Genomic DNA, 26,102 nt, shown 5'->3' on the forward strand with positions numbered 1-26,102 from the left:
GGCCCTCCGGCCCACCGATCCCGTCCACCAGCGACGGCTACTCGCCCCTCGTCACCCGCCACCCCCTCCCATCACTCCTCCCGCCAGCCCGATCACCACGGGCAGTACGCCGACCGCGATGAACGCGGGCAGGAAGCACAGCCCCACCGGCACGGTGACCATCACGGCCGCCCGTCTGGCCCGTGCCGTCGCGGCGCGCGTCCACTCGGCGCGAGCCTCCGCCGCCAACCGGGCCACCGGCCCCGCCGCAGGGAGCCCGGACACATCGGCGCGTTCCAGCAGCCGCGCCAGAGCCCCGGCGCCGGGCAACGCGGCCAATCTCCGCCAGGCCTCTGCCGGTTCCCCACCGAGCCGCACCTCCGCCGCACCCCGAGCGAGCGCCTCCCCGACGGGGCCGCCGAGCGCCTCGCCCACTGCCTGAGCAGCGACCACGGGACCGGCGCCCGCGGCGATACACGCGGCCAACAGATCAGACGCGAGAGGCAGTTGACGCGCCGCCTCGCCCTCGTCGTACGTCCGCACACCACCCGCCGCCGACTGCCGCTCACGCCACCACCACAGCCCAGCAGCGATCACCAGCCCCACGACGACACCGGCAACGCCCCCGACCAGCACCCACCCGGCACACCCCGCCGCCACCAAGGGCAGTTGCCGCCGCACCCCCGTCCGCACCTCGCCCCACGGGCGCCCGGACGTCAGCTCCGCAGCGGCCAGCAGCTCAGTCACCCGACGCCGTACCCGCCGCTCACGCCGGACCCCTTCGGCCCACCGCAGCAGCCACCCCAGGACGCACAACACCCCCAAGGTCACCCCCACCCTGTGGACAACTTCCGCACTCACACCGCCCAACCCCTTCCGCACTCCCGATCCACGCCCGACACCACGCCACCCACCCGCGCCCCGCTCCCGCCCTCACACCGCCTCGGCCCCCTTCACGATCCGCATCGCCCACCACATCCCGACGCCCTCCAGCACGCCCCCGACCACCAGGCACCCCAACCCCGCGCCGGTGTGCAGCAGGACATGCAGTGGGTCGGCGCCCAGAGCCACGCCGAGGAGGAGGCCCAGGACCGGCAGGCCGGCGAGCATCACGGCCGTCGACCGGGCGCCGGCCAACTGGGCGCGCAGGTCGGCCCGTTGGTCCCGCTCCGCGCGCAGCGCCCCTTCGAGCCGGTCGAGTCCGGCCGCCAGGCCCGCCCCCTGGCCGACCGCCACCCGCCAGCACGCGGCCAGGCCCAGCAGGCCTTCCGCACCGGGTTGCCGAGCAGCCGCCGCAAGAGCCTCAGGGACATCGCCGCCGAACCGCGCCGCCGCCAGCACCACGGCCTGCCCGTCCCCGAGCCCGCCGGAGTCACGCGCGGCATGCAACAACGCCTCCCCCGGCTGCCGCCCGGCCCGCACCTCCCCGGCGACCGCCCCGCACAGCGCGATCACCGCGTCCGCCCGGTTCTCCCGGGAACGCCGGGCCTCGCTCGCCACCCGCACCCGGCGCAGCAACGGCACCCCGGCCGCCCCCGCGACGACCGGCAGCACCGAACCACCCAGCACCGCCAGCACCAGCCCGGCAACCGGCGCCCACCACTCAGCGCCCAGCCGCCCCCGAAGCCGCCGCAGCTCCCCGACCGCCTCCCGCCAGAACGGCGGCCCACTCCCCACCGCCCCACCACCCGCGAGCAGCAACTGCGCCCGCCGAGCCCCGGACTGCCGCCCGCCCAACAGCCACACCACGGCACCGGCACACACCACGGCCGCACCCATCGCCGCTTCCGGCACCCCGATCGCCCCCATCTCCGCCATCCCCGCCTCCGTCATCGCAGCCATCGCCGTCCCACCCATCACGTCCTCCTCCGACGAACTCGCTTTTCAGCAGCCCCTTCAGCCCCGTCAGCCACTCCCGCCTCCGCCTGCGTCATGCCGACCACCGTCCCTGTCCCCGTCCCTGAACTCGCCCTCCAACAGCCCCCGCCCACACACGAACCCCGCCTCACCCACACCCACCCGGCGCTCCATCGAAGAACCCGCCGTCCAACAACCCCCGCAACCGCTCCCACCCCCGCTCGTACACAAACGCCGCCTCCCCCCACCGCAGCGCCGGCACCGTTCGCACCAACCCGGACTGGTCCCGCTCCAGCACGTGCACCTCAGCGATCCGCCGCCGTCCGGTCCGGTCGCGCACTAGATGCAGGACCACCGCCAACGCCGCCCCCAACTGGCTGTGCAGCGCCGCCCGATCGAGCCCGGCCGCCGCGCCGAGTGCCTCCAACCGCGCCGGCACGTCCGCGGCCGCGTTGGCGTGCACGGTGCCGCAGCCTCCCTCGTGGCCGGTGTTCAACGCGGCCAGGAGATCCACCACTTCGGCTCCGCGCACCTCGCCCACGACCAGCCGGTCGGGCCGCATCCGCAGCGCCTGCCGGACCAGGTCCTGGAGCGTGACGAGGCCCGCGCCCTCCTGGTTGGCGGGTCTGGTCTCCAGGCGGACGACATGTGGATGGTCCGGCCGCAACTCCGCAGAGTCCTCCGCGAGCACGATCCGCTCGCCGGGCCCGATCAGCCCCAGCAGCGCGCTCAAGAGAGTCGTCTTCCCGAACCTGGGACAGTGACACCACTACTGGGGCAGACTCGGAGGATGAAGCCCACTCCAGCGGCCAACACCCCGACGCGCGCCGCGATCTATTGCCGGATCTCGCAGGACCGGACGGGCGCCGGCCTCGGCGTCGAGCGGCAGGAAGAAGACTGTCGGGCGCTCGCGGAACGTAACGGCTGGGACGTCGTCGAGGTGTACGTCGATAACGACGTGTCTGCTTACAGTGGGAAGCTGCGCAAGGGCTACCGGCGGATGCTCGCCGACCTCGACGAGGGCACCGCGACGGTCGTCATCGTCTGGCACACCGACAGGTTGACCCGCTCGATCGTCGAGCTGGAGGAGTACATCGAGCTGTCCGACCGCCGCGGCATCGCCACGCACACGGTGCAGGCCGGGACGATCGACCTCGCCACGCCGTCCGGCCGGATGACCGCGCGGATCCTCGGCGCCGTCGCACGCCAGGAGTCCGAGCACAAGGGGCACCGTGTCGCCCGGGCCCGCCAGCAGAAGGCCATGGCCGGTGAGTGGGCCGGCGGGATCCGCCCGTTCGGGTGGGGCGTGCCCACTGGCGAGCTGAAGAAGCGGGTCGACCGGAAGACCGGCGAGGAGGTCGAGGTCCCCGAGCTGGACATGTCGAAGACCGTCCCCGAGGAGGCCGAGGTCCTGCGGCACTGGACGGACGAGATGCTCGGCGGCGGGTCCATCCACGGCCTGGTGCGGTGGTGCGCGGCCAAGGGCATCCTCACGACGCGCGGGAACCCCATCACGCACACCGAGCTGCGGGACATGCTGATGCGCCCCAGGAACGCCGGGATCGCCGTCTACAAGGGCGAGGAGGTCGGGCGTGGCCAGTGGGAGCCGATCGTCGACGAGGCGAAGTACAGGGCCGTGGTGGCGATCCTGAAGGACCCGGCCCGCAGGACGTCCCGGGGCACCACCCCGAGGTGGCTGGGGTCGATCCTGTTCCGGTGCGGTCGCGGGGACTGCCCGCACTTCGTGTACGTGACGCAGAGCGGCGGGCGGCTGTACCCGTCCTACCGGTGCCAGACCGGGCACGGCGGCGGCCGGCGGGCGGAGAAGGTCGACCAGTACGTCGAGGACGTCCTCGTCGAGCGTCTGTCACGCGACGACGCGCACGACCTGCTGCTGCCCGTGGACGACGGCGTGGACGTGGCGGGGCTGCAAGCCGAGGACGCGCGGATCCGGCAGCGCATGCAGGATCTGGGCGGCATGTTCGGTGCGGGCCAGCTGGAGCTGGCGCCGTTCACCGAGGGCATGGACACGGCCCGCGCGCAGCTGGAGGGCGTGACGCGGCAGTTGGCGCGTGCGGCGACGGTCGATCCGCTGGTCGGCCTCGTGGGTGCACCGGATGTGCGGAAGGCGTGGCGGGCGCTGGAGCTGGAGCGGAAGCGGAACGTACTGCGGGCGCTGGTCGAGGTCACGCTGAAGACGCCGCGGCCCGGGCGCATGCCCGACGGCGGGTACTTCGACTACGACGCCGTCGTGTTCGGCTGGAAGAGGGGAAACTAGTCCTCGCTCTCATCCAAGTCTTTCGCGTACTTTTCATCGAACTGTTCGAGGAGTGGCGCCGAATCGATTTCGAGAGCATCAGCGAGGAGGCGGATATAGACAGGCGCATGCATGAATGCGCCGGGAAAGTCGTATCGGTCGGCCAAGATCAGACTGACGATCCGCTTCGGGACCCTACTGAGCCGAGCCAATTCGTCCTGGTCGATCCCCTTGTCCAAGCATGCCTCGCGGAGTACATCACCGATACTGTGGTGCGATTCCAGGTCCGCAGGATCGAGGGCCAGGGCGGCCCACCCAAGGTCGGGACGCTTACTCAGCAGTTCAGATGACACCTTGCCTGCAGCGGCTGCTTCGTGCCATCGCTGCACCTCCGGTGGTCCGTTCCCCGCCTCGAAAAGCCTGCCGAAAAGCACATCATGAGCCTCCTTGAAGCGCTCAATATCCTCCCGAGGCGCATTCCAGCGATGCGCAAGGTCCAGGAATAGCGAGACGGCAGCCGATAGCTGCATGGCCTCCTGGATCTTCTCGACCACTGCGGCAAGCAGCGGGTCATCAACTTCATCCGGTGACCTCAGAGTCATTCGGTCACTCATCGCCCCTTCGACAGCGAACCCAGGGTCGTAGCCGTCGAGGATCAGGTCGACGCTACCTTTGGCGAACTGCAGAGCTTTCTCTACGCGGTAATACCCAGCCGGCACCTTGCCCCTTGCTGGCACCCGCCCGCGCTCGTAGTTGCTGATCGTGTTCTCAGAGACCCCTGACGCTTCAGCCAGTTCGCTCTGGTCCATCCCCAACTGCCTGCGCCGCAAGGCGATCCACTCGCCGAGCCGCGCCCAGTCTTCTGGCTTCCGCGTTGTGGCCATGCCGTCCAATCCTCCTCAACGTTGGTCATCGTCGAGGTACAGCATCCACAACGTTGGGGTGCAGCGCTAGTGCAGCTTTGGGCCAGGGCTCCATGATCACCCACAATGTTCTACACACTCCCAACATTGTGGTTGACGTTGGTCATAACGTTGCGTAAATTGTGGGTCAGCTCGCAACGCCAATCACAATGGCGACGCCCAGCCACAACGGAGCACTGCCCATGACCCAGAGTCTTGAGCTGCTCACTACGAAGCAGCTCGCCACGTACCTCAACAAGCCGGTGAACACCATCCGTGGATGGCGCCACCGCAAGGTCGGCCCCAACGGATTCCGCCTCGGGAGGGACATCGTCTACCGCCGCGAAGCCGTCGACGCCTGGCTCGCCGAGCGGGAGAAGGTCGCGTGAGCGCGCCGACCACCGAAGCCTCGGCCGCTCTCGGGTCTCAGCCGGGAGCGTCCGCCGGAAACGACAGAGAGCCCGGGTCTCAGCCGGGCTCTCCAGTCGAGCAATCCGCACCTCACACCAGTAAGAGAACGGAACAACTCACATGAAGCTTCCCATGGCGGCAACGACGCCGTCGACCCCGACCGTCCAGCGCTCCCCCCACCTCGGCCTGGCCATCGTCACCGCGCACGTCAGTGGGATTCAGGTTCCCATTGCCTGCCCGACCTGGTTCTGCAGTGAGAAGCACGAGACCAACCGCTTCCGGGATGTCGTCGACATCGACCACACCGGCAGGCCTGTCAACCTCTACGCGCCCTGCTTCGACGGCAGCGCGGACGACCTGTTCGCCTACGGCCAGCTCGGCCAGGACATCTACTCGTCCGACCCGAAGATGCGCGAACCCCACGTCCGCATCACAGAGGGCGGCGGCCAGGCCGGCTTCTACACCCTCGACCAGGCCGACACCTTCAGCGGCAGGCTCACGACGTTCGGCTCCGAGGTCCGGGGGCTCACCCACTTCGCCCGCAGCATGACGGCTGAACCCGTCGCTGGCCACTTCCCGTGGTGCCAGCCCGGTGCGTGCGTCAGCGGCGACCCCGACGAACAGGGCGACTACGTCGACCACGTGGGCTTCGAGAGTTCCGTGTCCGCGCCGCAGCACGTGCAGACCGCAGAAGGCACGCTGCTCAGTGCCCGGCTCTGCTCCGACGCCAGCGACGGGGGCGGGGCAACCGTCTCCATCAGCGGATCCGACAGCAACGGCACGGTCCTGACCGGCGACGAACTCGACCCCGTCATCGACGACTTGGCCGCGTTCCTCGACCAGCTGCGCGCCATGCGCCTGCACCTCAAGGCAGCCGAGGCGTGAGCACCCCACAGAACACCGCGACGGCTGGGGGTTTCGCTACACCCGAAACCCCCGGCCGCCCGGCCAGGCCCGAGCAGGGGGAACACGGCAGCGAATCTGTGCTGTGCTTGGACACAGGCGCGGGGCCTGGAGAGTCCAAGGAGGACTCGATGGCCCTTGTGTACCCCTCGGCCCGGCCCGTCCGCTTCGACGACCCGGTGCGGAACGCCGCCTACTGGGCACGCATCGTCCGCATCGCCGACCAGGCGCCGCCCCTCACGGACGATCAGCGCGCCCGGATCCGTGCCGCCTTCCACGCGCCCGCAGCAAGGGAGGCGGCGTGAGCCAGCCCCCAGACGACGACGTGCGGCTTCGGTATGCCGCCGAGCGGGCCCGCCGTCAACTCACCATCGACGCGATCCGCGCGGACCTTGACGCCCAGCCCTCCCCGCGCAGCGTCCTTGCCGCCGGCCGCCGCTGGTGCAACCAGGTCACCGCCATGGCCGAGGCGCTCGCCAAACAGCGACGCAGCACCGGGTGAGCCGCAGGCCGGGTGTACCGCGCCGCGCCCGGCCTGCACCCCCGCGAACTCTTGATCCAGCTCGAAGAGAAGAGCCGTTCGTGAACAGCACCCCCGAGCAGAAGCCGATCCAAGCGATCCGGCTCGACTCCCTCGGCATCGCGGCCCAGTTGGCGAACCGTCGCGCCGCGGCGAGCCGCTGCGAGCCGTTCGACTGTGGGCACCGCGACCCCCTCGACTGCACCGCCGCCGGGTGCGGTGAGGGTACGCAGGAAGTGCGTACCCCTGCCCCAGAGCCGTCCACCGTGGACCCGGACGCCATGACCGCGCTGTGGGCAAACGCCAAGATCGCCTGGTCGGCGCGCGACTTCCCCCGCTACGGCAGCCCCGAGTGGGTCGCCCTCACCCCCGATGACCCCCGCCGGCTGGCTGGAGCCCTCGAAGCCGCCGAGATGTGGCGGCGCTACGGCGACGAGGAGGAACTCGGCGCCTGGCTGAAGAACCTGGGCCGCACACCCAACCTCATCGACACCCGCAGCCGTGCCCAGCTCGACGAGGCCGCCAGGCCCAAGCCTGCACACCAGCTGCACGCGACGGCAGGGTGGCCGCCGATCGCCGTACCCGGCCAGCCCGGCACGTACCTCACCTACACCCAGCAGCGACAGGAGGCAGCGTGACCTCCGCCGCCGATGTCGGCTCACCCGCCGACGACATGTGGGGAGGCGAGGAGTGGACGGACGCAGTGCCGAAGCTGCGTACCGTCACCACCTTCCCGCCGCCCCCGCGTGCCGCCCGGACGATGCGGACCCGCGACGACATCGGCAACGCCCAGCGCCTCATCGACCGGTACGGACCGATCGTCCGCTGGGTGCTCGTCAAGAAGGGCGGCGAGTGGGCCGTGTACGACGGCCGCCGGTGGGCGTTCCACGGTGGCGACACCCTCGTGCGCACCCTCATGCGCCTCACCGTCGAAGACCTGCCCAGGTCCGAAGCCCTGGAGTACAGCAGCGACAACCCGGTCGACGACAAGGGCAAGCAACTGCCCAGCGACCGTGACGTCTTCCTCGCCTACGTCGCCAAGCTCCGCGACCACCGCGCCATGGGTCGCGCCATCTCCGCCGCCCTGTCCTTCCCCGAACTGCACGCGCAGACAGACGACTTCGACCGCGACCGGCGCTGGCTCAACCTGCCGAACGGCGTACTCGACACCGACCGAGTGAAACTCCGCCCCCACGAACCCGACCTGATGCTGTCGAAGATGTTCGGCGTCCCCTACAACCCGAACGCCAAGGCGCCCCAGTGGGAGCGCTTCCTGGAAATGAACATCCCCGAGGAGGCCACCCGCCTGTACCTGCAGAAAGCCGCCGGATACACCCTGTCCGGCCTGTCTAACGAGAAGACACTGGTCTACCTGTACGGCCCCTCCGACACCGGCAAGAGCATCTTCACCGGCGTCATGTCCCGCCTGTTCGGCGAGTACGGGCAGGTCGCATCCGACGGCGCACTCCGCCCCCGCCGCGAGGGCGCCGTCAACAACGACGTCGACGGCATGGCGGGTAGACGGTTCGTCACCACCTCCGAATCACGGCCCGGCGAGGAGATGGACGAGGCCCTCGTCAAGCGGCTCACCGGCCGCGACGAGCAGACCACCAGGGAGCTCTACGCCAACAACCGGACATGGACACCGGAGTGCGTGATCTGGGTGTGCTCCAACCAGTACCCGAAGATCACCGGCGACGACGACGCCATCTGGACCCGCATCCGCGTCGTCCCGTTCCTCCGCCAGTTCCTCGCCGGAGACCCCGACCGCGACGAGCGGCTTGAGGAGAAGCTGCACGGCGAGCTGGAAGGCATCTTCGCGTGGGCCGCTCGTGGCCTGGAGAAGTACCTGAGCGACGGCCTCGCCCCACCGCCCGAAGTCGTCCAGGCCGGCGAGCGGTTCAGGTCCACTGCGGACGGCGTCACCGCGTTCGTCGCCGAGTTCGCCGAGGACGACTTCCTCACCATCGAGGAGGGCGGCTGGTCCCCGCGCACCGAGCTGTACGAGATGTACAAGCGGTGGTGCAAGGAGTCCGCCATGCGCGAGCCGCTCCGCCCGTCCAGGTTCTACGCACGCCTCGATGTGTCGTACCGCCAGGCCAAGATCAGCGGCACGCGCGGCTACGCGGGCATCACCATCGGCCCCAAGCAGATGGCGCCCGCAGGCTGGGGACGTTGATGCACCAGCACCCTGCTGCCCCCTCCAGCACCATGCCCCCACCTGCCCCCAGCAGCTGCCCCCAGCCCCACACCACCTCCCTGCTGCTGCGTTTCTCCACAGCCACTGACCTGCGCCTTCATGGCTCAAGCCGGAGTTATCCACAGGGGGCAGTTTTGGGGCAGCAAGGGGCAGCAACAAGGGGGCAGGTGGGGGCAGCTTGGGGGCAGGTAAAAGGCCGTGTCTGCCCCCGCTCTAAACCCGCCGCGACCTGGGCTTTTCTTCCGCAGGGGGCAGTGGGGGCAGCTAATTCCGGAAAGTTTCCCTGTAGCTACTTCAGCGGAAACGGACATTACCCCGCATTCGGATCACGGATGGGTCGCTCTGTCTGTACCGCCGAGAGTTTGCGCGCACGGCTGCCCCTGCTGCCCCCTGCGCGTCCGTCGTGAACGTCGACGACGTCGTGGCCGAGAAGATCGCCGCCGCCGCCCGCCGGGCCGAGGAAGCGAAGCGCCGGCGCGCAGCCCTCAACGCCGCCCGGCAGCGCGGCCTCGCCCACCGGCACGCCGCCAAGCTGCGGCACCTGAATTCCGTCCAGCAGACGGACGGATCTGCGAAGGACATCCCGTCCTCCACAAACACCACCGAGGAGAACCAGTGACCGACGACTTCACCGACGCCGACGCCAAGGCCATCTGTGCCGCACTCGGCGTCGACACCAAGACCATCACCGACACCTTCGGCCGCACACACGTCGTCATCGACGAAGCCGGCATGCGCACGCTCGCCGCCCACTCACCCAACCCGGCCCGCGGCCAGGCCCTCGTCGACCAGATCGTGGCCGCCGCCCGCGGCCTCAACACCCCCGAGGAGAACCAGTGACCACCACCGATATCGCCCGCGCCCACGGCCACACCGGACCCACCAACTGCCAGGACTGCGGCACCACCGAAAGCGTGCACTTCGGCAGCTGGTGGGACCCGAAGACCCATAAGGGCGGCAACTTCCTGCAGTGCTGCGCCTGCGGCATCAAGGCCGGCGACCCGATCAGCGAGCACTTCGACTGCGGCGCCACCATCACCCAGTACGTCCTCAACGAGCACACCAGCCCCTACAGCGCGCTCGCCTACAAGCGCGTCCTCGCCAGGGCCGTCGAGGAGTACATGCAGGGGCAGCACGCTGCCGTCGCTTACCTGGACCTCGAAGGGGACGCGGCCCACCGGCACGCCCTGGCTACCGCGCTCAACCACGTCGGACGCTCCTACGCCGCAGCCGCCATCAACCAGGTCACGAAGGCGCTCGCCGACAAGCTCGACGAGGACACCTACCTGAAGCTCGGCGGCATCGCCGCCACGCTCGACCTGGAGATCGTCGAGGACCTCGACGGCGCCAACGGCACCGGCGACGACGCCTGACCCGCACAACACCGGCCGGGCCCGCGGATATCGGGCCCGGCCGCCCACCCAGCACACCACAGAAGGAGCCCTCCGTGTCCGGAGAGACCGTCATCACGATCGTCGGCAACCTGGTCGACGACCCCGAACTCCGCTTCACCCCGGCCGGCGTCGCCGTCGCCAAGTTCCGCATCGCTTCCACCCCGCGCGTCTTCGACAAGACCTCGAACGAGTGGAAGGACGGCGAGAGCCTGTTCCTGACCTGCTCGGTGTGGCGTCAGGCCGCCGAGAACGTCGCCGAGTCCCTCGCCCGCGGCGTCCGCGTCATCGTGCAGGGCCGGCTCAAGCAGCGCAGCTACGAGGACCGCGAGCAGGTCAAGCGCACCGTGTACGAGATCGACGTCGACGAGGTCGGCCCGACCCTCGCCCGCGCCACCGCCAAGGTCACCAAGAACCCGAGCGGTGGCGGGCAGGCAGGTGTTGCCCAGGGAGCAACGACTGACCCTTGGGCCGGAGCGCAGCCCGCCAACGGCCAGGCGCAGGGTGGCGGATGGGGTGGCGCGCAACAGCAGCAGCCCGCCGCGGCCCCGGTCGGCCACCCCGAAGAGCCCCCTTTCTGAGCCGGGAGACGACGTGACACTGACCGAGTTCCAGATGCTCATCTACGGCATCGGCATCGGCGCCCAGGGCATGGCCGCACTCGACATGATCGGCAGCATGCGGGGAGCCCGCCGCGGCCGGACCGAAGCCGAGACCGCCCGCAAGCAGACGGCCGGCGACCTCTTCCACAGCAGCTTCCGCCTCTACCAGCTGCAGCAGCGGAGCCGGGCATGACCACCTGCGAACTGTGCGGCGACGACACCGGCGGCCGGTACCTGTGCGAGCGGGACACCGTGGCCCTGGCCGGGCGCCTTGCCGAACTGCCCCTGCTGTACGACGAGCTGGTCCAGTGCCTGGTGCCGCGCCGGTCCGGCTTCGGCGAGATCGTCGCGACCCGGGGCGCGGCCGGCCCGCGCTCCCCGCTCAACGAGGACGTGCTCGACGAGATGGGCACCGGCGGCATGGCGGCCGTCGTGCACTCCTGGCGGGTGGACGTACAGCGGGTGCGCTGGCCGCAGCACAGCGCACCGCCCCCGGGCGGGCTGGGCGCCGACGCCCGTTGGCTGGCCATGGAACTGGAGTGGATCGCCGAGCACTACCCGGCGGCCGGGGAGCTGGCGCGCGAGGTGCGGGAGCTGGAGCGGGCGGCCCGGTCGGTCGTCGGGGATCCGGTGCCGCGCCGTCAGCGGCTCGGCCTGTGCGTGGCGGTGACCGACGACGCGGGCACGGTGTGCGGCGCGGTCCTGTCCCGGCTGCCCGGGGAGACGCTGCGCTGCCGGTGGTGCCGCACGGAGTACCGGACCGAGCAGGACTTGCTACTTCTGCAGTTCCACCAGCCGAAGGAGGCGGTGTGATGGCCGGCTACCTGACCTGCCGCGTGCTGAACCGGAACGGCAACCAGTGCACCGGCGAGGCCGTCGACGGGTCGGCGGAACTCCTCATCTGCACACGCCACTTGGCCGCCGCGCAGCGACTCATACATGAGGCGTTCCAGCGGGCGAAGAGCAAGGAGAAGCCGTGACGTCGCCAGGGGTGTTGACGCCTGTCGCCACCCCTGGTTACAGTTGTCGGGCAGTCACCGCTTCCGGTAAAGGGAGGGACGTGACTACGTGGAGAGAGCGCCATGACGCCGCCGTCCAGAAGCAAGAGGCCGCACAGCAGGCCTACCAGGAGGCCACCGACGAACGGGCCCAAGCCCTCATCGACGGCGAGACCGAACTCGGCAGCCAAGCCGAAGTAGCCAGAGAACTCGGAGTCACCCGCGCCGGCATCAGCCGCGCCATCAACGCCCTCAAGAAGAAGCAGTCGAGGGCGTAGCCCCACAACTGAAGACGGCCCAAGGCCGGCGCGCCAACGCCAGCCAAGGGCCTGACCGCACCACCTACCTGCCAACACAGGAGGAGATCCGGCTATGGCCGATCTTTCCGCGCGCCCCGACGGCGCCGCAAGTTCCCCCCTCACCGAACCCGTCCGCGACCTGCCCGCCGGCGGTGGCCAGTGAGCACCGAGCCCCGTACCGCGACCGTCAATGTCTGGGTCACCAAGCCCCTGGAGATCGACGAACCCGACTGGTGCGCCGGCCACGACACCGACCGCGCCGGCTACAAGGTCGACGTCTCCCACGCCGGACCCGAGCACGTCATCGCCCCCGGCGACCTCGGCCGCCAGCTCGCCGAGATCCTCGCCGGAGGCGCCGCATGAGCACCGACAACTCCCGCGTGTGGATCCGCCGCGCCTCCACCGCCGCCGGCCTCTGCTACACGGCGATCGCCGAGTACGAGCTCGCCCGCCGCCTCGGCGCCCGCCCGCCGATCGCGGTCATGCTCCCGACCTCGATCGACTGCTACGTCGTCGCCGCCCTGAAGTGGTTCCGCGCCGTCGACGTGTTCCTGTCCCTGGCCCTGATGGGCGCAGCGCAGGTCGCCGCCCACGCCCTGGAGGCCGGCGTCGTCGAGGTCGACCTCACCCTCGTCACCGTCGTCTCCCTCCTCGTACCGATCGCGCTGTGGAGGACGCACGCGCTCGCCCGGCAGACGCCCCTGGACGACATGCCGTCCACCACTGTCCCGCCCGTCCCCGAGCGAGTCCCGGACGTCCCGCCGGACATCGAGATCTCCCTCGCACGCGACGAGCAGCAGAACACCGGCGAGACCCCCGAACTCCCGCCCGGGACAGACCAGGACGCGCAGGACGCCGAGCCGTCCGAGCTGCGTCTCCTCACGTCCAAGGACGTCGCCGAGCACTACGGCGTCGACCCGTCCACCGTTCGCGGCTGGGTCGCGGCCGGACGCCTGGACGTCTTCACCAAGGACGCCCGAGGACACAACCTCTTCCACCCTGAGCAACTCAACCCGCCGCACATGGGGGTGAGGGCATGAGGTGGATCCTGGCCGGCGCCATCCTCGGCCTCCTCCTGGTCCTGTGCCCCGCCCTGGTCCTTGCGGTCGCCGCGAACTCGATCGTCGTCGCGTTCACCGCCGGCGTCCTCCTCCGCCCGGCCATCGCCCGACGCGCCCGCAGGTGGGCGGCATGACCGAGCCCAGCCCGCTCGACAAGGCCGAGGCCGCGGTGAGAGAAGCCAGCGCGGACACCGCGGCCGTCCAAGTCGCGCTCGCCGCCGTCGAGCTGGCCAAGATCGCCACCACCCAGCAGCAGCGGCCGGCCTGCGAACACCACGCCCCGACGCCCGATTTCAACGCGCGGAAGTGGTGGACCATCGGCGGCCTCGCCGTCGTCGGTGGCTGCGTCGCCTGCGTCCTGGCGCTGGCCTTCGCGGCGGCGCTCATCGCCCTCGCGATCGGCGGCACCTGCGCGACGGGCTGCCTCCTCGTCCTGCGCTCGATGTGGCGCGACCTGCGCAAGTAGTCCCCGAGGACGGCGTCCTGCCGCCAAGCCGTCGCCGTCCTCGGGCGTCCAAGCCCCAGCAAGGAGCAAGGAAGCCCCAAGCATGACCATCACCCTCATCAAGACGCCAGCGGACGCCCAGGACACCCACCCCGGCGAAGCGTCCCCGACCCGTCCCGACCGTCGCCGCGCACGCGAACGGATGCGGGCCGCCCTCACCGACGAACGCACACGCAACGCCTGCCGGATCGTCGTCCGGCACGGCGCCTACACCGCCGGCGGCGGACGCATCGTATGGCGCCGCGTATGGGAGGACCGCACCACCGCCCGGTACGGACGGATGATGCGGGCCGCCGAAGCTGTCGGAAACATGGAGGAGGCCAGGGAGTGGGAGGAGCGCGCCCACCGCTTCCGCGAAGCCCGCCACAAGCGGCGCATGGAGATGATGACCGCCATGCGCCAGGCCCCGCGCGCAGCCGGTGCTGTCGCCCTGACCGGCGCCGGCATCCTCACCGCGGCCGGCGCGGCCCTGGCCGTCGCGAACAAGGACTTCGCGGACCTGGCCGTCCCCTTCCAGTTCACCGTCGACGCCATCCGCTGGGCGTTCATCATCGGCACCGTCGTGTGGGGCCTGATCCCCCTGCTCGGCCCCGCCATCGGCCTCGCCGCACTGTGGGACGTCGGCCGGCGCCGCCAGGCCGCACCACGCTGGGCGCTGCCCGCCCGAGCCCGCGGAGACGGCGAGCCGATCACCCCGTCCATCGTCGTGAAAGCCTTCCGTGACCTGGGCATCTCCGCCCTCCGCAAGGCCATCACCGACATGGAGGACGCGGGCGCCGCCATGCTCAGCCTGATCACCCCGGCCGGCGTCGGCGTCGAGGTCGACGTCCACCTGCCCTCTGGCGTGTCCACCGAAGAAATCCAGAACCGGCGCCGCAAGCTCGCCGAAAACCTCGGCCGCCACGAGCACGAGGTATTCATCACCATCCCGCCGGCCGCCCGCACGGTCCGCCTGTGGATCGCCGACTCGGGCGCCCTCGACGAACCCGTCCCCGCCTCACCCCTGGTCACCGACCCTGACATGAAGGCCGACTACAGGACCGGACGCTGCCCCTGGGGCGTCACCCTGCGCGGCGACGCCGCCCTCGTCACCCTCTACCAGAAGATGATCCTGGTCACCGGCCTGTCCAACCAAGGCAAGACCGCTTCGCTGCGCGCCCTCGCCCTGTGGCTGGCCCTGGACCCGACCGTCGAGTTCCGCATCGCCGACCTCAAGGGCCTCGGCGACTGGCACATGTTCCTCGGGCTCGCCACGGTGCTCATCGAAGGCCCCACCGACGACCACGTCATGGAAGTGACGCACATGGTCGAGGACGGCTTCGAGGAGATGCAACGGCGCCTTCTGCAGCCCAAAGGCACCGAGTTCCACCCGCTCGTCATCATCGTCGACGAGGCGCAGGTCGCCTACGGCTCCGGCGCCGTCGGCATCGACAAGCGGCCCTACGGCGGACAGAAGGCCACGTCACGCTACTTCCGGGCCGTCAAGGGCATCCACGACCAGGGCCGCGCCGTCAACGTCACCATCTGGGAAGGCACGCAGGACCCCACCGACCAGAACCTTCCCAAGCGCTCCCGCGAGGGCAACCACATCCGCGCCTCCCTCGTCGTCGGCACCGAGTCCCAGGCCAAGATGGCCCTGGGCGATGCGCCGGTGGCCAAGGGCGCCGCACCCCACAAGCTGCGCCAAGGCCTCGACAAGGGACAGCTCGTCGTCGCAGGCGAAGGCCTCAAAATGGCGCCCGGCCAGGTCTCCGAGAACGTCCGCACCCACTTCATCGACGACGACCAGGCCGAGGAGATCATCGAGCGGGCCAAGACCATGCGCGCAGGCACCTCCACCGTCCACAAGCTCGAACCCGTCCAGGAGGTCGACCACATCACCGACCTGTCCGTCGTCATCGGCACCGAGAAGCGCGTGCGTACCGCAGAGGTTCTGCACCGTCTCAAGGCCCGCAACCACGCCGTCTACGAGCACTGGACCGGCGCCCGCCTCAAGGCGCTGCTCGCCGAGTACGACGAAGAGCCCGGAGTCCTCGACGGCTACCCCGTGGTCAAGTGGGAGAGCGTTCAGCGGGCCCTCGAACGCCGCGATGAGGAGATCGCAGAGGCTCAGTGAACCGCCAGTGATCCAGTGACTATCCACTGGGCGGGTCACTGAGCAAGGTCACTGGCCGCCACCTGCGCAAACACCGATTCAGTGACCCAGTGAGGCCGCTTCCAGGGACCCCCAACAGGCCCCGGAAACGGCCTCTCTGACGTCCGCCACGGCCTCACTCACTGCCGCATTACCTCGCCAAGCCGCCCAGGGCGACCAGGACCACGACGACCCCAGCACACACCAGCGCACCGGTCCACGAGACGATGCCGATGCCGACCAAGAACCAGCAGAACAGGTAGAGCAGGAGGCAAGCCACGAAGGCACAGAAGACCAGTACGCCCCTGTCCGAACTGTTGTTGCTCATCGCACCCCCCAACCGCGGGGCCATGTGCCCACGCTGAATGCCAGGTAAGCAGAAGAGACAAACTACCCACTGGACTTCGGCCAAGACCGTTACACGGCCACACTGAGGGCATGGAGTCGCAGATGATCCGGCCCGGCCACCTCACCGCCCACCAGACCGCGCGGACCCTCGGCATCGGCCTCGATGCCGTCCGCCAGCTCGTCCGACGCGGGCAACTCCAGCGCTCCGGCGGCACCCCACGACAGCCCTGGTACGCCGTCGCAGACGTCGCCGCGCTCCTCGCCAAACGGCAGGAACGCCCCGCCGCTTGACCGCAGGTCAGACAGCGTGTAACGATCTCGGTGAACAACTGTGCCCTCACACGGCACCACAAACGCACGACGAAGCCCCGGCCAGGTCCCCCCAGCCGGGGCTTCGTCGTGTCACAGCACCGTCACCGCGTCTTCGCGCTCTCCCCGCCTACCGCATGATGGCTCCTCAGGCACAGCATCCCAGGGGGGACCATGCGTATCCGCATCACCATCGCCGCCATCACGGCCGCGCTCGCCTTCACAGTGACCGCCTGCGGCAGCAACGACAGCGGCAGCGACAAAGCCGAGGCCACCAAGAGCAGCAGCGAGCCCAGCGCCGACTACAGCGCCGCAGAGAAGGCGGCCGGGATCCCGCCCAAGCCGGACGCCGCGACGCGCACCGCGCTCATCGAAGTCCTCAAGGCCATCAACCCCGCCCTCGTCACCGACGAGGACAAGGCCATCGACAACGCGCGGAACCAGTGCTCCACCATCAGCGGCGGCGGCAACGCCGACCAGACGGCCAAGGCCCGCTTCTCGACCTCCGACCACGAGGTCACAGACGCCGAGGCCCAGGCCATCAACGCCGCGCTCAAAGCAAGCCTCTGCACGTCCTGACCCCACAGAGGTCCCAACCGGGGCTGCCGCTCTCCCGCATCGTGGTGCACCCGGCAGCAATCGAGGGATGCGGTATCCGCAAGGACCGTGACGGCGCCCCGCCCTAGGCAACGGGGCGCCGATCAGCTTCCGGGGGTGAGCGTGACCAGTGGCAGCGACCTCACCAGCTACGAGTACCGGCAGGTACGCGCCCGCATCCTCGCCACATCCGACGTGTGCATCGTCTGCGGCCACAGCGCATCCGACGCCGTCGACCACATCCACCCCCGCAGCAAGGGCGGCGCCAAGCTCGACCCCGACAACCTCGCACCCATCCACGGCGTGACCGGCTGCCCCGTCTGCCTCCGCAAGTGCAACAGCGAGAAGAGCAACCGCCCACTGTCCGAGGTGGTGCAACTGGTCACCTCGGTCGACTGGTTCGCCGGACCGTAGAGAGGACGTCATGCCAGTACCCGTCAAGACCCCCTACGGGCCGCGCGAAACCGTAGCTGCGTGGCTGACCGCCAACGACATCGACCCGAGCGACGTGCCGTGGGAAGGGCCGATCACCATCGAGGCGGGACAGATCCGCTACGTGGCCTTGCTGTGCAACGAGGCCGGCCGCAAGTACGTCGACGAGGCCACTGGCGACGTGGCACAGGAGGAGCGGACCACACCCCTCAAGGTGCCTCCCGTTGGACTGGCCATCGATGGCGCGTGACTCTGCACGATTTGCTCGCCTGCTCCGCACATGGTGGACGCGAGGCCAAATCGCGCACCCCGCACACCAGTCGCAACGCCCTGACCTGCACGTTTACGCAACTCCCGGAGCGTGGGCAAGCAAGGAGTGCACCCCTGACTGGGTCGATCTGCTGGCCAACCCCAGGATCGTCGGCACCGAGAAGCGCTGACCTGCGACGATGCAGGCAACTGCACAAACATGCAGGTCAGAGAGGTGCAACTCACGCGCGCGACGCACGATTTGGCGACGCATCAGCACATGCAGGAGCGGCCACCAAATCGAGGCCCTCGCGCGCCAATCACAACGCTCTGACCAGGCACGATGTGCAACGCGCGAGCCCGCCGTGAAACGCGATGAACATGCAGGTCAGGGGCTTGCGAAGCGGTCGGTCCGAGCTGACGAGGTCGACTCGGCCGGGATCTCCGCTGATCTTTTAGAAATCGGACATTTCTCAACCCCGCGCCCAGCTTTTATTTTTCTCCCCCCGAGCCAATGACGCCCGGACGATCTTGGAAGGGGGCGCCATGGGCTCGGTCGAGGACGCCGTGCGCAGCGACGTCGAGCAGCTCGGCGACCTGGTCGGAGTCGAGCCGTCCCTGTCCGAGCTGGCGTACACGCTGGCCAACCGGATCGACGCTGCGGCGACTGCCCAGTGCGAGACGTGCGGCGAGCCGGTGTCTCAGGAGGACCGGTTGCTCCCCCAGTTGATCCGCGAGCTCCGTCAGACGCTCGCCCAGCTGTTGGAGGGGCGGGCCGCTGACGATGACGACGACCTCGGAGATCTGGCGTCCCCCGACTGAGTTCGCCGAGGATCTCAAGGAGCGGTACGGGCTGGAGTGCCCGCCGCTGTGGGGCACACCTCGGAACCCTGCACGGAAGTCCCTGGGGCCGAAGCTGTGGAAAGTCATGGAGAGACTCGGCGCCCCGCCGATGCCGTGGCAGAAGTACGTCACGGACGTCGCCCTTGAACTGGACGAGGACGGGGTGTTCGTCCACCGTGAGGCCGGCCTGTCGGTGTCGCGGCAGCAGGGCAAGACGGAGTTGATCCTGGGCCTACAGGTTCACCGGGCGATGGCGTGGCACCGGCAGAACATCATCTACGCGGCGCAGGACAGGAACATGGCGCGGCAGCGCTGGGAGGATGAGTTCTGGGAGAAAATCTCAGACTCCGACCTGGCGAAGCGGGCGCGGATCCGCAAGTCGAACGGCAACGAGAAGATCCTCTGGCCGGCGACCCGGTCTCGCATGGGCATCACCGCCAACACCGAGTCGGCCGGGCACGGTCCCGCCCTGGACCTCGGGATCATCGACGAGGCGTTCAAGCACGAGGACGACCGGCTAGAGCAAGCGTTCTCTCCAGCGATGACAACGCGGCCCATGGCTCAGCTGTGGTGGGCCTCGGCGGGAGGTACCACCAAGTCGGTGTGGCTCAACAAGAAGCGAGCCATCGGAAGGGCGCTGATCGAGGCGGCCTGGAAGTCCGGCGAGTGGCCAGGCGTCTGCTACTTCGAGTGGTTCGCCCCGGAGGACATGCCACGCGATGATCCGGCGACCTGGTACGCAACGCTCCCCGCGCTGGGCCACACAGTCACCGAGGCGGTCATCGCCGCAGAGCTGGTGAAGCTGGACCCGGCCGAGTTCGACCGGGCCTACCTGAACCGCACCCGAAAGCCGACGCCGCCCACCGACCCGAACGTGCCGAAGGACAAGTGGCCGAGCCTGGTCGACGCGGACAGCAGGCCGGTGGCGGACAGTGTCGCGCTCGCCATCGACGTGTCGCAGGACCGGAAGCGGGCGGCGATCAGCGCGGCCTCCCTGCGTCCGGACGGCAAGGTGCACCTGGAGGTGGTGGCGTACCGGCCCGGTACGGACTGGGTGGTCCCTGCCATCGTCCGGTTGCACAGCCTGTGGAAGCCGGTGGCTGTGGCCGTCGCGGGCTCGGGCGCCCCGGCCGGTTCGCTGATCGACGACCTGATCGCGGCGGGCATCGACGTGCCCAAGGACAAAGAGCATCCGATGCGTGGCGACCTGGCCGTGATGCGGTCCGGGGACGTCACGGAGGCGTGCGGTCAGATGGCTGACGCCATGAACCAGGGCACGGTCGTGCACCTCGACCAGGTGCCGTTCACGGCTGCGGTGAACGGAGCCCGGACGCGCCGTAACGGCGATGCCTGGACGCTCGACCGCACGAGTTCGCTGACCGAGATCAGCCCGTTCTGTGCGGCCACGTTCGCCCGCTGGGCGCTCCTGATCCGGGGCCCTCACGTGATCGACGACTACGACATCGCGGACTCGTTCGCGTGAGAGGGGGCGAGCCGTGGGCGCCTGGTCCAGGTTGAAGGGCGCGTTCTCCCGGGACGCACAGATCACGTCGGCCGAGGACCTGCTGTCCCGGTCCAGGGAGCGCCGGAGCCCCCGGGTGCATGTCACCAACGAGACCGCGCTCAGGAACTCGGCGGTGTGGGCGTGCCTGCGGCTGCGCGCGGACCTGATGTCCAGCTTCCCGATCGACGTCTACCGGTACGTCACCGGCATCCAGGTCGAGGTGCCCAAGCCCCCGGTCCTGGTCTCCCCGGGCGGGGGCGAGGTCGGGATGCGCGAGTGGATGTACTCCACGGAGTTCGATCTGGACCGGGGCGGCAACTGCTTCGGGATCATCACCGAACGCTCCGGTGTGATCGGCCCCGACGGGCGTGGCCTGCCCGGACGGGTCGACCTGGTGGAGCTGGGCGCTGTTGCGGTCCGCGGCAATGGCCCGACGATCACCAAGTTCGTGATCAACGGCAAGGAGTACGAGCCGTGGGAGGTCTGGCACGAGAAGCAGTACACGGTCGCTGGCTGCCCGCTCGGTCTGTCACCCGTGGCGTTCGCCGCCTGGACGATCGAAGAGTCCCTCAGCGCCCAGCAGTTCGCCCGCGACTGGTTCGCCGGCGGGGCCGTGCCCCTGGCCGAGCTGAAGAATAACCAGAAGACCGTGGACGTAGACGGCGCCCGCATCGCCCGGCAGAACTTCAAGGCGGCCGTCGACAGCTCGGGCCTGTTCGTGCACGGCAATGACTGGGAGTACAAGCCGATCCAGGCCGTGGCCTCGCAGTCGTCGTTTCTGGAGGCCCGTCAGTACGGGGCCTCGGACATCGCCCGCTTTTTCGGCTGCCCGGGCGACCTGATCGACGCTGCGGTGGCGGGCAGCAGCATCACCTACGCCAACATGACGCAGCGCAACCTCCAGTTCCTGATCATGAATCTGGGCCCGGCAGTCGGCCGCCGCGAGGACGCGTTCAGCCGCAAGCTCGTCTCCGGCCCGCGGTTCGTGAAGCTCAACACGGACGCGCTGCTGCGCATGGACCCCGAGGCCCGCGCCCGCACGATCGGCGCGCGGATCACCAACCGGACGCTCGCGCCGTCCGAGGCGCGGGCGCTCGACAACCTGCCGCCCTTCACCGAGGACCAGCTCGCCGAGTTCGACCGGCTCTTCGGCTCGCGCTCCGTACCCGCCCAGCCCACGACCGCCGTACCGGGAGCTACGCCATGACCACACCCGCGCTCGCCGCCGCCGCGGCCGAACGAGCCCAGACCATCCGCCAGCGCGCCGACCGGCCCTCACAGCGGCGGTGCGCGGAAGCCGCGAGTGCGCGGGCAACGGTCCGCGCAGCGCTGTCCGGCGTCCAGGTCCGCGAGTCCGGAGACGGCGGCGGCACGCTGGAGTTCACCGGACGGGCGACCGTGTACGAGCAGGCCTACGAGATGTGGGACATGTTCGGCCCCTACACGGAGATCGTCACCGAGGGCGCAGGCGCCGACTCCCTCGCGCGCGCCGACCTCGACGTGCCGCTCGTGCTCGGGCACGACCAGCTGCGCCGCATGGCGCGCACCACGACCGGGACGCTGTTCCTGACCGAGTCCGCCGCGGGCCTCGACGTCCGCGCCCCCGCCCTGGACCCGGGCGACTACGACGTCGCGTACATCGCTCCGAAGCTGCGGTCGGGCCTGGTCGACGAGATGTCGTTCGCGTTCCGCATCGAGTCGGGCCAGTGGTCCCCGGACTACACCGAGTACCGGATCAACCGGTACGACATCCACCGCGGCGACGTCGCGATCGTCGGCTACGGCGCCAACCCGTACACCGACGCGAGCATGCGCCAGCCCGCCGCACCGCCGGCATCGAGCCGGGCCCGGGCGCTGCTGGAGATCGCACTCGCCCGCTGACCCCTGATCTTCCCGCCGCCCGGCGGGAGTTACTGCCCTGCGCTCTGCGCGCACGAGACCACCCGGCGCCATGCCTCGGGTGGCCGTCTGTCTGGGACCGGGGCGCCCTGGAATCCGAGAAGAAAGGTCCGCCGAGATGACTCTCGCCGAGCTGATCGCCCAGGCGCGCACCGCGCTGGAGACGGCGATCACCACCCGACAGCAGGAGCAGGAAGGGCTGATGGCGCTGCGCTCCGACGAAAACCTGACCGAGGAAGCGGTCGCCGCGCGAGTCGCCACCCGCGACGCCGCAGACGCCGAGGTCACCCGCCGGCAGACGGCCCTTGAGGGACTGGAGCAGGAGCAGGTCCGCGAGGACGAGCTCACCGCTCTCCAGGCACGCACGGTCCCCGCGGCCAACCGGGCTCCGGCCTACGACCGCGTGCACCGCGTCGGCCAGGACGAGCGGACCTACCGCCCCGACCAGGACCGCCGCGGCGCGATGTTCGAGCGCGACGTCGCCGCGGCGTTCGTCGGCGACTACGAGGCGCAGGCCCGTCTCGCCCGCCACATGCAGGAGGAGCGCGTCGAGCGCGCCGACCAGCTGGAGCGCGCCCAGAACCAGCAGCGTGCTGCGGGCACCGGGGCGTTCGCCGGCCTGGTGGTCCCGCAGTACCTGACTGACCTCTACGCCCCGGCCGCGGCTGCCAAGCGTCCCTTCGCGGACGCCTGCACGCCGCACGACCTGCCCGCCCAGGGCATGACCGTGAACCTGTCGCGGATCACGACGTCGACGAGCACCGCGCTCCAGGCATCGGAGAACACGGGCGTGTCCGAGACGGACATCGACGACACGCTCATGCCGATCAACGTGCAGACCAACGCCGGACAGCAGACTCTGTCCCGGCAGGCCATCGAGCGCGGAGCAGGCGTCGAGCCGATCGTCATGGACGACCTGTTCCGGCGCTACGCCACCACGCTCGACAGCACCCTGCTGAACCAGGCCACCACCGGCCTGTCCGCCGTGGCCACAGCGGTCGCGTACACCGACGGCACACCGACCGCTACCGAGCTGTACCCGAAGGTCCTGGAGGGCCTGTCGGGCGTCGAGGCGGCCATGCTCGACATGGCGTCCGGCGACAACCTGGCGGTCATGCACTCCCGCCGCTGGTACTGGATGCAGAACGCCATGGGCGCCACCTGGCCGCTCATCACCCAGCCGGGCATCGTCGCCCAGACCCTCGGCGCGAACTACGCCGAGGCCTACGGGCGCGGCATCCGCGGTGTCCTGCCCAACGGCACGCCTGTCGTGGTCGACAACAACATCGCGACGAACCTCGGTGCTGGCACCAACGAGGACGAGATCTACCTCGTGGACCGGCAGGAGTGCCACCTGTGGGAGGACCCGGACGCCCCGGTGTTCATCCGCGCCGAGCAGGCCAAGGCCGCTTCGCTCGGTGTCCTGCTCGTGGTCTACGGCTACTTCGCCTACGCCCACAACCGCTACGCCCAGGCCCGCAAGATCGGCGGCACCGGCCTGGTGACCCCGGCCTTCACCGGCGTCTGATCCCTCACCGTGCGGGCCCGCTTCAACTCCGGCGGGCCCGCACGATCCACCACCCCAGCGAGGAGAGACCCATGAGCGACACCCCCAAGACCGAGGACTCGATGGTCGCCGCCCTGCTGCGCGAGCGTGCGGGCTACGCCGGCCGCAAGGGCATGGACGAGCGCGTCGCCGCCGTGGACGAGCAGCTCAGGCTGCGCGGCTACTCGCCCGACGGCGAACTCGTCGACCAGGACGACGATTCGACCACCGAGGGCGACGACGAGTCGGCGCAGCGCAGCACCCCGCCGAGGGGTCGCCGGGCGCGGGCCGCAGACAAGGCGTGACGTGGCCAACGAGTACGTCACCCTGGAGGACTTGAAGACGCAGCTCAGCATCGAGGCCGACGACGCCACCCGGGACGTACTGCTGAACCGGGCGCGGCTGTCCGCGTCCCGGAGCATCGACAAGACCACCGGGCGCCGCTTCTGGCTCGACACCGACCCGGTACAGCGCACCTTCAACCCGCGCGGGCGGATCGTGCGCGAGGACGACGGTGACCTGTTCCTTGTCGACGACATCGGCGACGACACCGGCATGGTCGTCGAGACCGGCTCCGGCGCCTCCTGGCCGTCGGTCACCGGCTACGAGACCAGCCCTGACAACGCGCTGGCGGACGGCAAGCCGATCATGGGCCTGCTGCGCCCCCTGGCCACGTGGGGGATCGCGACCACTCGGCTTCGGGTGACCGCGAAGTTTGGGTGGCCGGCCGTCCCGGACGACATCGCCGAGGCCGCGATGATCCAGGCCACCCGCCTCTACAAGCGCAAGGACAGCCCCGAGGGCATCATCGGCTCCGGTGAGTGGGGCGTGCGCAACCTGTCCCGCCGAGACCCAGACGTGTGGGCGCTGATCGAGCCGTACATCCTTCCCGGCTTCGGATAGGGGGCGGCCGTGCAGATCTCCCTGGTGCGTGACGCGATCGCGGACGCTGCCCGCGTAGTCGTCCTGCCCGCCGGCGTCGGCAAGTTGCAGTGCCTCGGCTTCACGCCCGACTCGATCGTGACGCCGGTGTTCTTCGTCGGCGAGGTCGACATCACCTTTGACAAGACCATGGGGCGCGGCACAGACGAGCTGATGGTCACCTGCCGCGTGCTGGCCAGCCGCGCCGATGACCGATCCGGTCAGCGGATCCTCGACGCACTGTTGTCCGGGGCCGGTGAGTCCTCGCTGAAACAGGCCCTCGAAGTCGCGCGCGGCGGCCCCGGCGAACTCGCCCTCGGCGGCCTGGCCGACGACCTGCATCTGGAACGCGTGGCGGGCTACCGCTGGTACGAGCACGCAGGCGCCAGCTACATCGGAGCCGAACTCGCCGTGAAGGTCATCGGAGACGGGAGGACATGATGCGCATCCGGATCACCCAGCAGCAGCCCGAGGGCGCGGTGCTCAACGGCGAGCCCTGGCCGGGCGTGGGCGAAGAGGTCGACGTGCCGACGGCGCAGGGCGCGCACCTGGTCGCCTCCGGTGTCGCCGAGGACGCCGAAGACCAGCCGGCGCCGCGCGCCCGCAAGAGCCGTGGGAAGGGAGGCGACGATGTCTAAGACCGTCCTGACCAACGTGCGGTGCTTCGCGGGCGGTGTCGACCTCACCGGCAACTCCAACAAGATCGAGCTGTCCTCCGAGGTGGAGGCCAAGGAGTCCACGAACTACGGCTCGCAGGCCTACAAGGAGTTCGTCGGCGGTCTCGCTTCGGCGGAGATCTCCGGCGAGGGACAGTGGGAGGCGGCGGACGCCACGAAGGTCGACGACGCCTCCTGGGCGCAGCTCGGCGGCGTCGGCCCCTGGTCCATCAGCGCCAACACCAGTGCGGCCGTCGGGGACCTGGCCTACTTCACGCAGGCCCTGCGCTCCGACTACAAGCTCTTCGGCGAGGTCGGCGAGGTCGCCCCGTGGACGGGCACCGCCAAGTCGGCGTGGCCCCTGGTGCGCGGCCAGTTCGCCCACCCGCCCGGCACCGCCCGCACCGCGACCGGCGTCGGCACCGGCCTCCAAATCGGCGCGGTCGCCCTGAACAAGCGGATGTACGCGTCGCTGCACGTGCTGTCGGTGGCCGGCACCACGCCGTCCATCACCGCGCGCGTGGAGTCCTCCGTGGACAACACGTTCGCCAGCCCGACTACCCGCCTGACGTTCGCCGCAGCCAACGCGGTCGGCGGGCAGACCCTGCGCACTGCGGGCACGGCCATCACGGACACGTGGTGGCGCGTGGCGTGGACGATCTCCGGCACCACGCCGTCGTTCCTGTTCGCCGCTGCTCTCGGCATCGGCTGATCCACCCATCCCCGGCCCGGCCCGCCTCACGGGTTCGGGCATCTCGTCATGCCTGAAAGGGAGGCCA

38 protein-coding genes and 1 pseudogene are annotated in these 26,102 nt (G+C 69.9%); 34 read left to right on the forward strand and 5 right to left on the reverse strand.

Going from position 1 to position 26,102, the window contains the following annotated elements; all coding sequences use genetic code 11:
* Positions 1-51: 51 nt before the first annotated feature.
* From ACIP6U_RS19100 to ACIP6U_RS19110, 3 genes and pseudogenes are all read right to left on the reverse strand, one after another.
* The gene (locus ACIP6U_RS19100; protein ID WP_401718889.1) at positions 52-840 is read right to left on the reverse strand and encodes a type II secretion system F family protein; all 789 of its coding nucleotides are present in this window, start codon (positions 838-840) and stop codon (positions 52-54) included.
* Positions 841-912: 72 nt separating this feature from the next.
* Positions 913-1,788, reverse strand: coding sequence for a type II secretion system F family protein (locus ACIP6U_RS19105; RefSeq protein ID WP_401719617.1), 876 nt, complete (start codon positions 1,786-1,788; stop codon positions 913-915).
* 196 nt (positions 1,789-1,984) lie between these two features.
* Positions 1,985-2,584: pseudogene (locus ACIP6U_RS19110) on the reverse strand (CpaF family protein); the annotation flags it as partial.
* Positions 2,585-2,626: 42 nt separating this feature from the next.
* Here ACIP6U_RS19110 and ACIP6U_RS19115 point away from each other — a divergent pair.
* The gene (locus ACIP6U_RS19115; protein ID WP_401718892.1) at positions 2,627-4,114 is read left to right on the forward strand and encodes a recombinase family protein; all 1,488 of its coding nucleotides are present in this window, start codon (positions 2,627-2,629) and stop codon (positions 4,112-4,114) included.
* Here the strand turns inward: ACIP6U_RS19115 and ACIP6U_RS19120 are convergent.
* Positions 4,111-4,977, reverse strand: a complete 867-nt coding sequence (locus tag ACIP6U_RS19120) for a helix-turn-helix domain-containing protein (protein WP_401718895.1) — start codon at positions 4,975-4,977, stop codon at positions 4,111-4,113. The genes ACIP6U_RS19115 and ACIP6U_RS19120 overlap by 4 nt on opposite strands.
* 221 nt (positions 4,978-5,198) lie before the next feature.
* Between ACIP6U_RS19120 and ACIP6U_RS19125 the strand changes: the two genes are divergently transcribed.
* The 19 genes from ACIP6U_RS19125 to ACIP6U_RS19215 all read left to right on the forward strand — a co-directional run bounded on the left by ACIP6U_RS19125 (position 5,199) and on the right by ACIP6U_RS19215 (position 16,001).
* Positions 5,199-5,384 carry a helix-turn-helix domain-containing protein gene (locus tag ACIP6U_RS19125; RefSeq protein ID WP_401718898.1) on the forward strand — a complete coding sequence of 62 codons (186 nt, stop codon included), beginning with the start codon at positions 5,199-5,201 and terminating at the stop codon, positions 5,382-5,384.
* A 154-nt stretch (positions 5,385-5,538) separates the two neighbouring features.
* Positions 5,539-6,291, forward strand: coding sequence for a DUF6907 domain-containing protein (locus tag ACIP6U_RS19130; protein ID WP_401718901.1), 753 nt, complete (start codon positions 5,539-5,541; stop codon positions 6,289-6,291).
* Between the two features lie 149 nt (positions 6,292-6,440).
* The gene (locus tag ACIP6U_RS19135; protein WP_401718903.1) at positions 6,441-6,614 is read left to right on the forward strand and encodes a hypothetical protein; all 174 of its coding nucleotides are present in this window, start codon (positions 6,441-6,443) and stop codon (positions 6,612-6,614) included.
* Positions 6,611-6,811, forward strand: a complete 201-nt coding sequence (locus tag ACIP6U_RS19140; RefSeq protein ID WP_401718906.1) for a hypothetical protein — start codon at positions 6,611-6,613, stop codon at positions 6,809-6,811. Before ACIP6U_RS19135 ends, ACIP6U_RS19140 begins: the two co-directional genes overlap by 4 nt.
* An 80-nt stretch (positions 6,812-6,891) precedes the next feature.
* Positions 6,892-7,467: a hypothetical protein gene (locus ACIP6U_RS19145; protein ID WP_401718909.1), complete on the forward strand. Its 576-nt coding sequence runs from the start codon at positions 6,892-6,894 to the stop codon at positions 7,465-7,467.
* Complete coding sequence (locus tag ACIP6U_RS19150) at positions 7,464-9,008, forward strand: phage/plasmid primase, P4 family (RefSeq protein ID WP_401718911.1); 1,545 nt, start codon at positions 7,464-7,466, stop codon at positions 9,006-9,008. Before ACIP6U_RS19145 ends, ACIP6U_RS19150 begins: the two co-directional genes overlap by 4 nt.
* Positions 9,009-9,432: 424 nt before the next feature.
* Complete coding sequence (locus ACIP6U_RS19155) at positions 9,433-9,648, forward strand: hypothetical protein (protein WP_401718914.1); 216 nt, start codon at positions 9,433-9,435, stop codon at positions 9,646-9,648.
* Entirely contained in the window at positions 9,645-9,869 is a 225-nt protein-coding gene (locus ACIP6U_RS19160; RefSeq protein WP_401718917.1) for a hypothetical protein, read from the forward strand. The genes ACIP6U_RS19155 and ACIP6U_RS19160 overlap by 4 nt, the downstream gene beginning before the upstream one ends.
* Complete coding sequence (locus ACIP6U_RS19165) at positions 9,866-10,402, forward strand: hypothetical protein (RefSeq protein ID WP_401718920.1); 537 nt, start codon at positions 9,866-9,868, stop codon at positions 10,400-10,402. The genes ACIP6U_RS19160 and ACIP6U_RS19165 overlap by 4 nt, the downstream gene beginning before the upstream one ends.
* A gap of 74 nt (positions 10,403-10,476) precedes the next feature.
* The gene (locus ACIP6U_RS19170; protein WP_401718923.1) at positions 10,477-11,001 is read left to right on the forward strand and encodes a single-stranded DNA-binding protein; all 525 of its coding nucleotides are present in this window, start codon (positions 10,477-10,479) and stop codon (positions 10,999-11,001) included.
* A 13-nt stretch (positions 11,002-11,014) separates the two neighbouring features.
* Positions 11,015-11,215: a hypothetical protein gene (locus ACIP6U_RS19175; RefSeq protein ID WP_401718926.1), complete on the forward strand. Its 201-nt coding sequence runs from the start codon at positions 11,015-11,017 to the stop codon at positions 11,213-11,215.
* Positions 11,212-11,835, forward strand: a complete 624-nt coding sequence (locus ACIP6U_RS19180) for a hypothetical protein (protein ID WP_401718928.1) — start codon at positions 11,212-11,214, stop codon at positions 11,833-11,835. Before ACIP6U_RS19175 ends, ACIP6U_RS19180 begins: the two co-directional genes overlap by 4 nt.
* Positions 11,835-12,002 (forward strand): hypothetical protein, encoded by a 168-nt coding sequence (locus ACIP6U_RS19185; protein ID WP_401718931.1) that lies wholly within the window; start codon positions 11,835-11,837, stop codon positions 12,000-12,002. Before ACIP6U_RS19180 ends, ACIP6U_RS19185 begins: the two co-directional genes overlap by 1 nt.
* 80 nt (positions 12,003-12,082) lie before the next feature.
* Positions 12,083-12,298: a hypothetical protein gene (locus ACIP6U_RS19190; protein WP_401718934.1), complete on the forward strand. Its 216-nt coding sequence runs from the start codon at positions 12,083-12,085 to the stop codon at positions 12,296-12,298.
* Between the two features lie 180 nt (positions 12,299-12,478).
* On the forward strand, positions 12,479-12,682 hold the full coding sequence (locus ACIP6U_RS19195) for a DUF6907 domain-containing protein (RefSeq protein WP_401718937.1): 204 nt from the start codon (positions 12,479-12,481) through the stop codon (positions 12,680-12,682).
* Positions 12,679-13,359, forward strand: coding sequence for a hypothetical protein (locus tag ACIP6U_RS19200; protein ID WP_401718940.1), 681 nt, complete (start codon positions 12,679-12,681; stop codon positions 13,357-13,359). Before ACIP6U_RS19195 ends, ACIP6U_RS19200 begins: the two co-directional genes overlap by 4 nt.
* On the forward strand, positions 13,356-13,514 hold the full coding sequence (locus tag ACIP6U_RS19205; RefSeq protein WP_401718943.1) for a hypothetical protein: 159 nt from the start codon (positions 13,356-13,358) through the stop codon (positions 13,512-13,514). Before ACIP6U_RS19200 ends, ACIP6U_RS19205 begins: the two co-directional genes overlap by 4 nt.
* Entirely contained in the window at positions 13,511-13,846 is a 336-nt protein-coding gene (locus ACIP6U_RS19210; RefSeq protein ID WP_401718946.1) for a hypothetical protein, read from the forward strand. Before ACIP6U_RS19205 ends, ACIP6U_RS19210 begins: the two co-directional genes overlap by 4 nt.
* 82 nt (positions 13,847-13,928) lie before the next feature.
* On the forward strand, positions 13,929-16,001 hold the full coding sequence (locus ACIP6U_RS19215; protein ID WP_401718949.1) for an ATP-binding protein: 2,073 nt from the start codon (positions 13,929-13,931) through the stop codon (positions 15,999-16,001).
* 169 nt (positions 16,002-16,170) lie between these two features.
* Here the strand turns inward: ACIP6U_RS19215 and ACIP6U_RS19220 are convergent, their stop codons facing one another.
* Positions 16,171-16,347, reverse strand: coding sequence for a hypothetical protein (locus ACIP6U_RS19220; protein WP_401718952.1), 177 nt, complete (start codon positions 16,345-16,347; stop codon positions 16,171-16,173).
* A 110-nt stretch (positions 16,348-16,457) separates the two neighbouring features.
* On the opposite strand from ACIP6U_RS19220, the gene ACIP6U_RS19225 reads away from it, so the two are divergent.
* From ACIP6U_RS19225 to ACIP6U_RS19290, 14 genes are all read left to right on the forward strand, one after another.
* A complete protein-coding gene (locus tag ACIP6U_RS19225) occupies positions 16,458-16,658 on the forward strand; it encodes a hypothetical protein (RefSeq protein ID WP_401718954.1) in 201 nt (66 codons plus the stop codon).
* A 192-nt stretch (positions 16,659-16,850) separates the two neighbouring features.
* On the forward strand, positions 16,851-17,255 hold the full coding sequence (locus ACIP6U_RS19230) for a hypothetical protein (protein ID WP_401718957.1): 405 nt from the start codon (positions 16,851-16,853) through the stop codon (positions 17,253-17,255).
* A 135-nt stretch (positions 17,256-17,390) separates the two neighbouring features.
* Positions 17,391-17,687 carry an HNH endonuclease gene (locus tag ACIP6U_RS19235; RefSeq protein WP_401718960.1) on the forward strand — a complete coding sequence of 99 codons (297 nt, stop codon included), beginning with the start codon at positions 17,391-17,393 and terminating at the stop codon, positions 17,685-17,687.
* Positions 17,688-17,697: 10 nt separating this feature from the next.
* Complete coding sequence (locus ACIP6U_RS19240; RefSeq protein WP_401718963.1) at positions 17,698-17,955, forward strand: hypothetical protein; 258 nt, start codon at positions 17,698-17,700, stop codon at positions 17,953-17,955.
* 545 nt (positions 17,956-18,500) lie between these two features.
* On the forward strand, positions 18,501-18,776 hold the full coding sequence (locus tag ACIP6U_RS19245; RefSeq protein ID WP_401718966.1) for a hypothetical protein: 276 nt from the start codon (positions 18,501-18,503) through the stop codon (positions 18,774-18,776).
* Entirely contained in the window at positions 18,739-20,280 is a 1,542-nt protein-coding gene (locus tag ACIP6U_RS19250) for a terminase large subunit domain-containing protein (RefSeq protein ID WP_401718968.1), read from the forward strand. The genes ACIP6U_RS19245 and ACIP6U_RS19250 overlap by 38 nt, the downstream gene beginning before the upstream one ends.
* Positions 20,281-20,293: 13 nt before the next feature.
* A complete protein-coding gene (locus ACIP6U_RS19255; RefSeq protein WP_401718971.1) occupies positions 20,294-21,508 on the forward strand; it encodes a phage portal protein in 1,215 nt (404 codons plus the stop codon).
* Entirely contained in the window at positions 21,505-22,182 is a 678-nt protein-coding gene (locus ACIP6U_RS19260) for an HK97 family phage prohead protease (RefSeq protein ID WP_401718973.1), read from the forward strand. Before ACIP6U_RS19255 ends, ACIP6U_RS19260 begins: the two co-directional genes overlap by 4 nt.
* A 136-nt stretch (positions 22,183-22,318) precedes the next feature.
* A complete protein-coding gene (locus ACIP6U_RS19265; protein WP_401718975.1) occupies positions 22,319-23,728 on the forward strand; it encodes a hypothetical protein in 1,410 nt (469 codons plus the stop codon).
* Between the two features lie 71 nt (positions 23,729-23,799).
* Positions 23,800-24,051, forward strand: a complete 252-nt coding sequence (locus tag ACIP6U_RS19270) for a hypothetical protein (RefSeq protein WP_401718978.1) — start codon at positions 23,800-23,802, stop codon at positions 24,049-24,051.
* A gap of 1 nt (position 24,052) precedes the next feature.
* The gene (locus ACIP6U_RS19275; protein ID WP_401718980.1) at positions 24,053-24,649 is read left to right on the forward strand and encodes a phage gp6-like head-tail connector protein; all 597 of its coding nucleotides are present in this window, start codon (positions 24,053-24,055) and stop codon (positions 24,647-24,649) included.
* A 9-nt stretch (positions 24,650-24,658) separates the two neighbouring features.
* Positions 24,659-25,108, forward strand: a complete 450-nt coding sequence (locus tag ACIP6U_RS19280) for a hypothetical protein (protein WP_401718983.1) — start codon at positions 24,659-24,661, stop codon at positions 25,106-25,108.
* A complete protein-coding gene (locus ACIP6U_RS19285; RefSeq protein ID WP_401718985.1) occupies positions 25,108-25,305 on the forward strand; it encodes a hypothetical protein in 198 nt (65 codons plus the stop codon). Before ACIP6U_RS19280 ends, ACIP6U_RS19285 begins: the two co-directional genes overlap by 1 nt.
* The gene (locus ACIP6U_RS19290) at positions 25,298-26,035 is read left to right on the forward strand and encodes a hypothetical protein (protein ID WP_401718988.1); all 738 of its coding nucleotides are present in this window, start codon (positions 25,298-25,300) and stop codon (positions 26,033-26,035) included. The genes ACIP6U_RS19285 and ACIP6U_RS19290 overlap by 8 nt, the downstream gene beginning before the upstream one ends.
* Positions 26,036-26,102: the final 67 nt, after the last annotated feature.

Source organism: Streptomyces sp. NPDC088794 (assembly GCF_044750545.1).
Classification (GTDB): Bacteria; Actinomycetota; Actinomycetes; order Streptomycetales; family Streptomycetaceae; genus Streptomyces.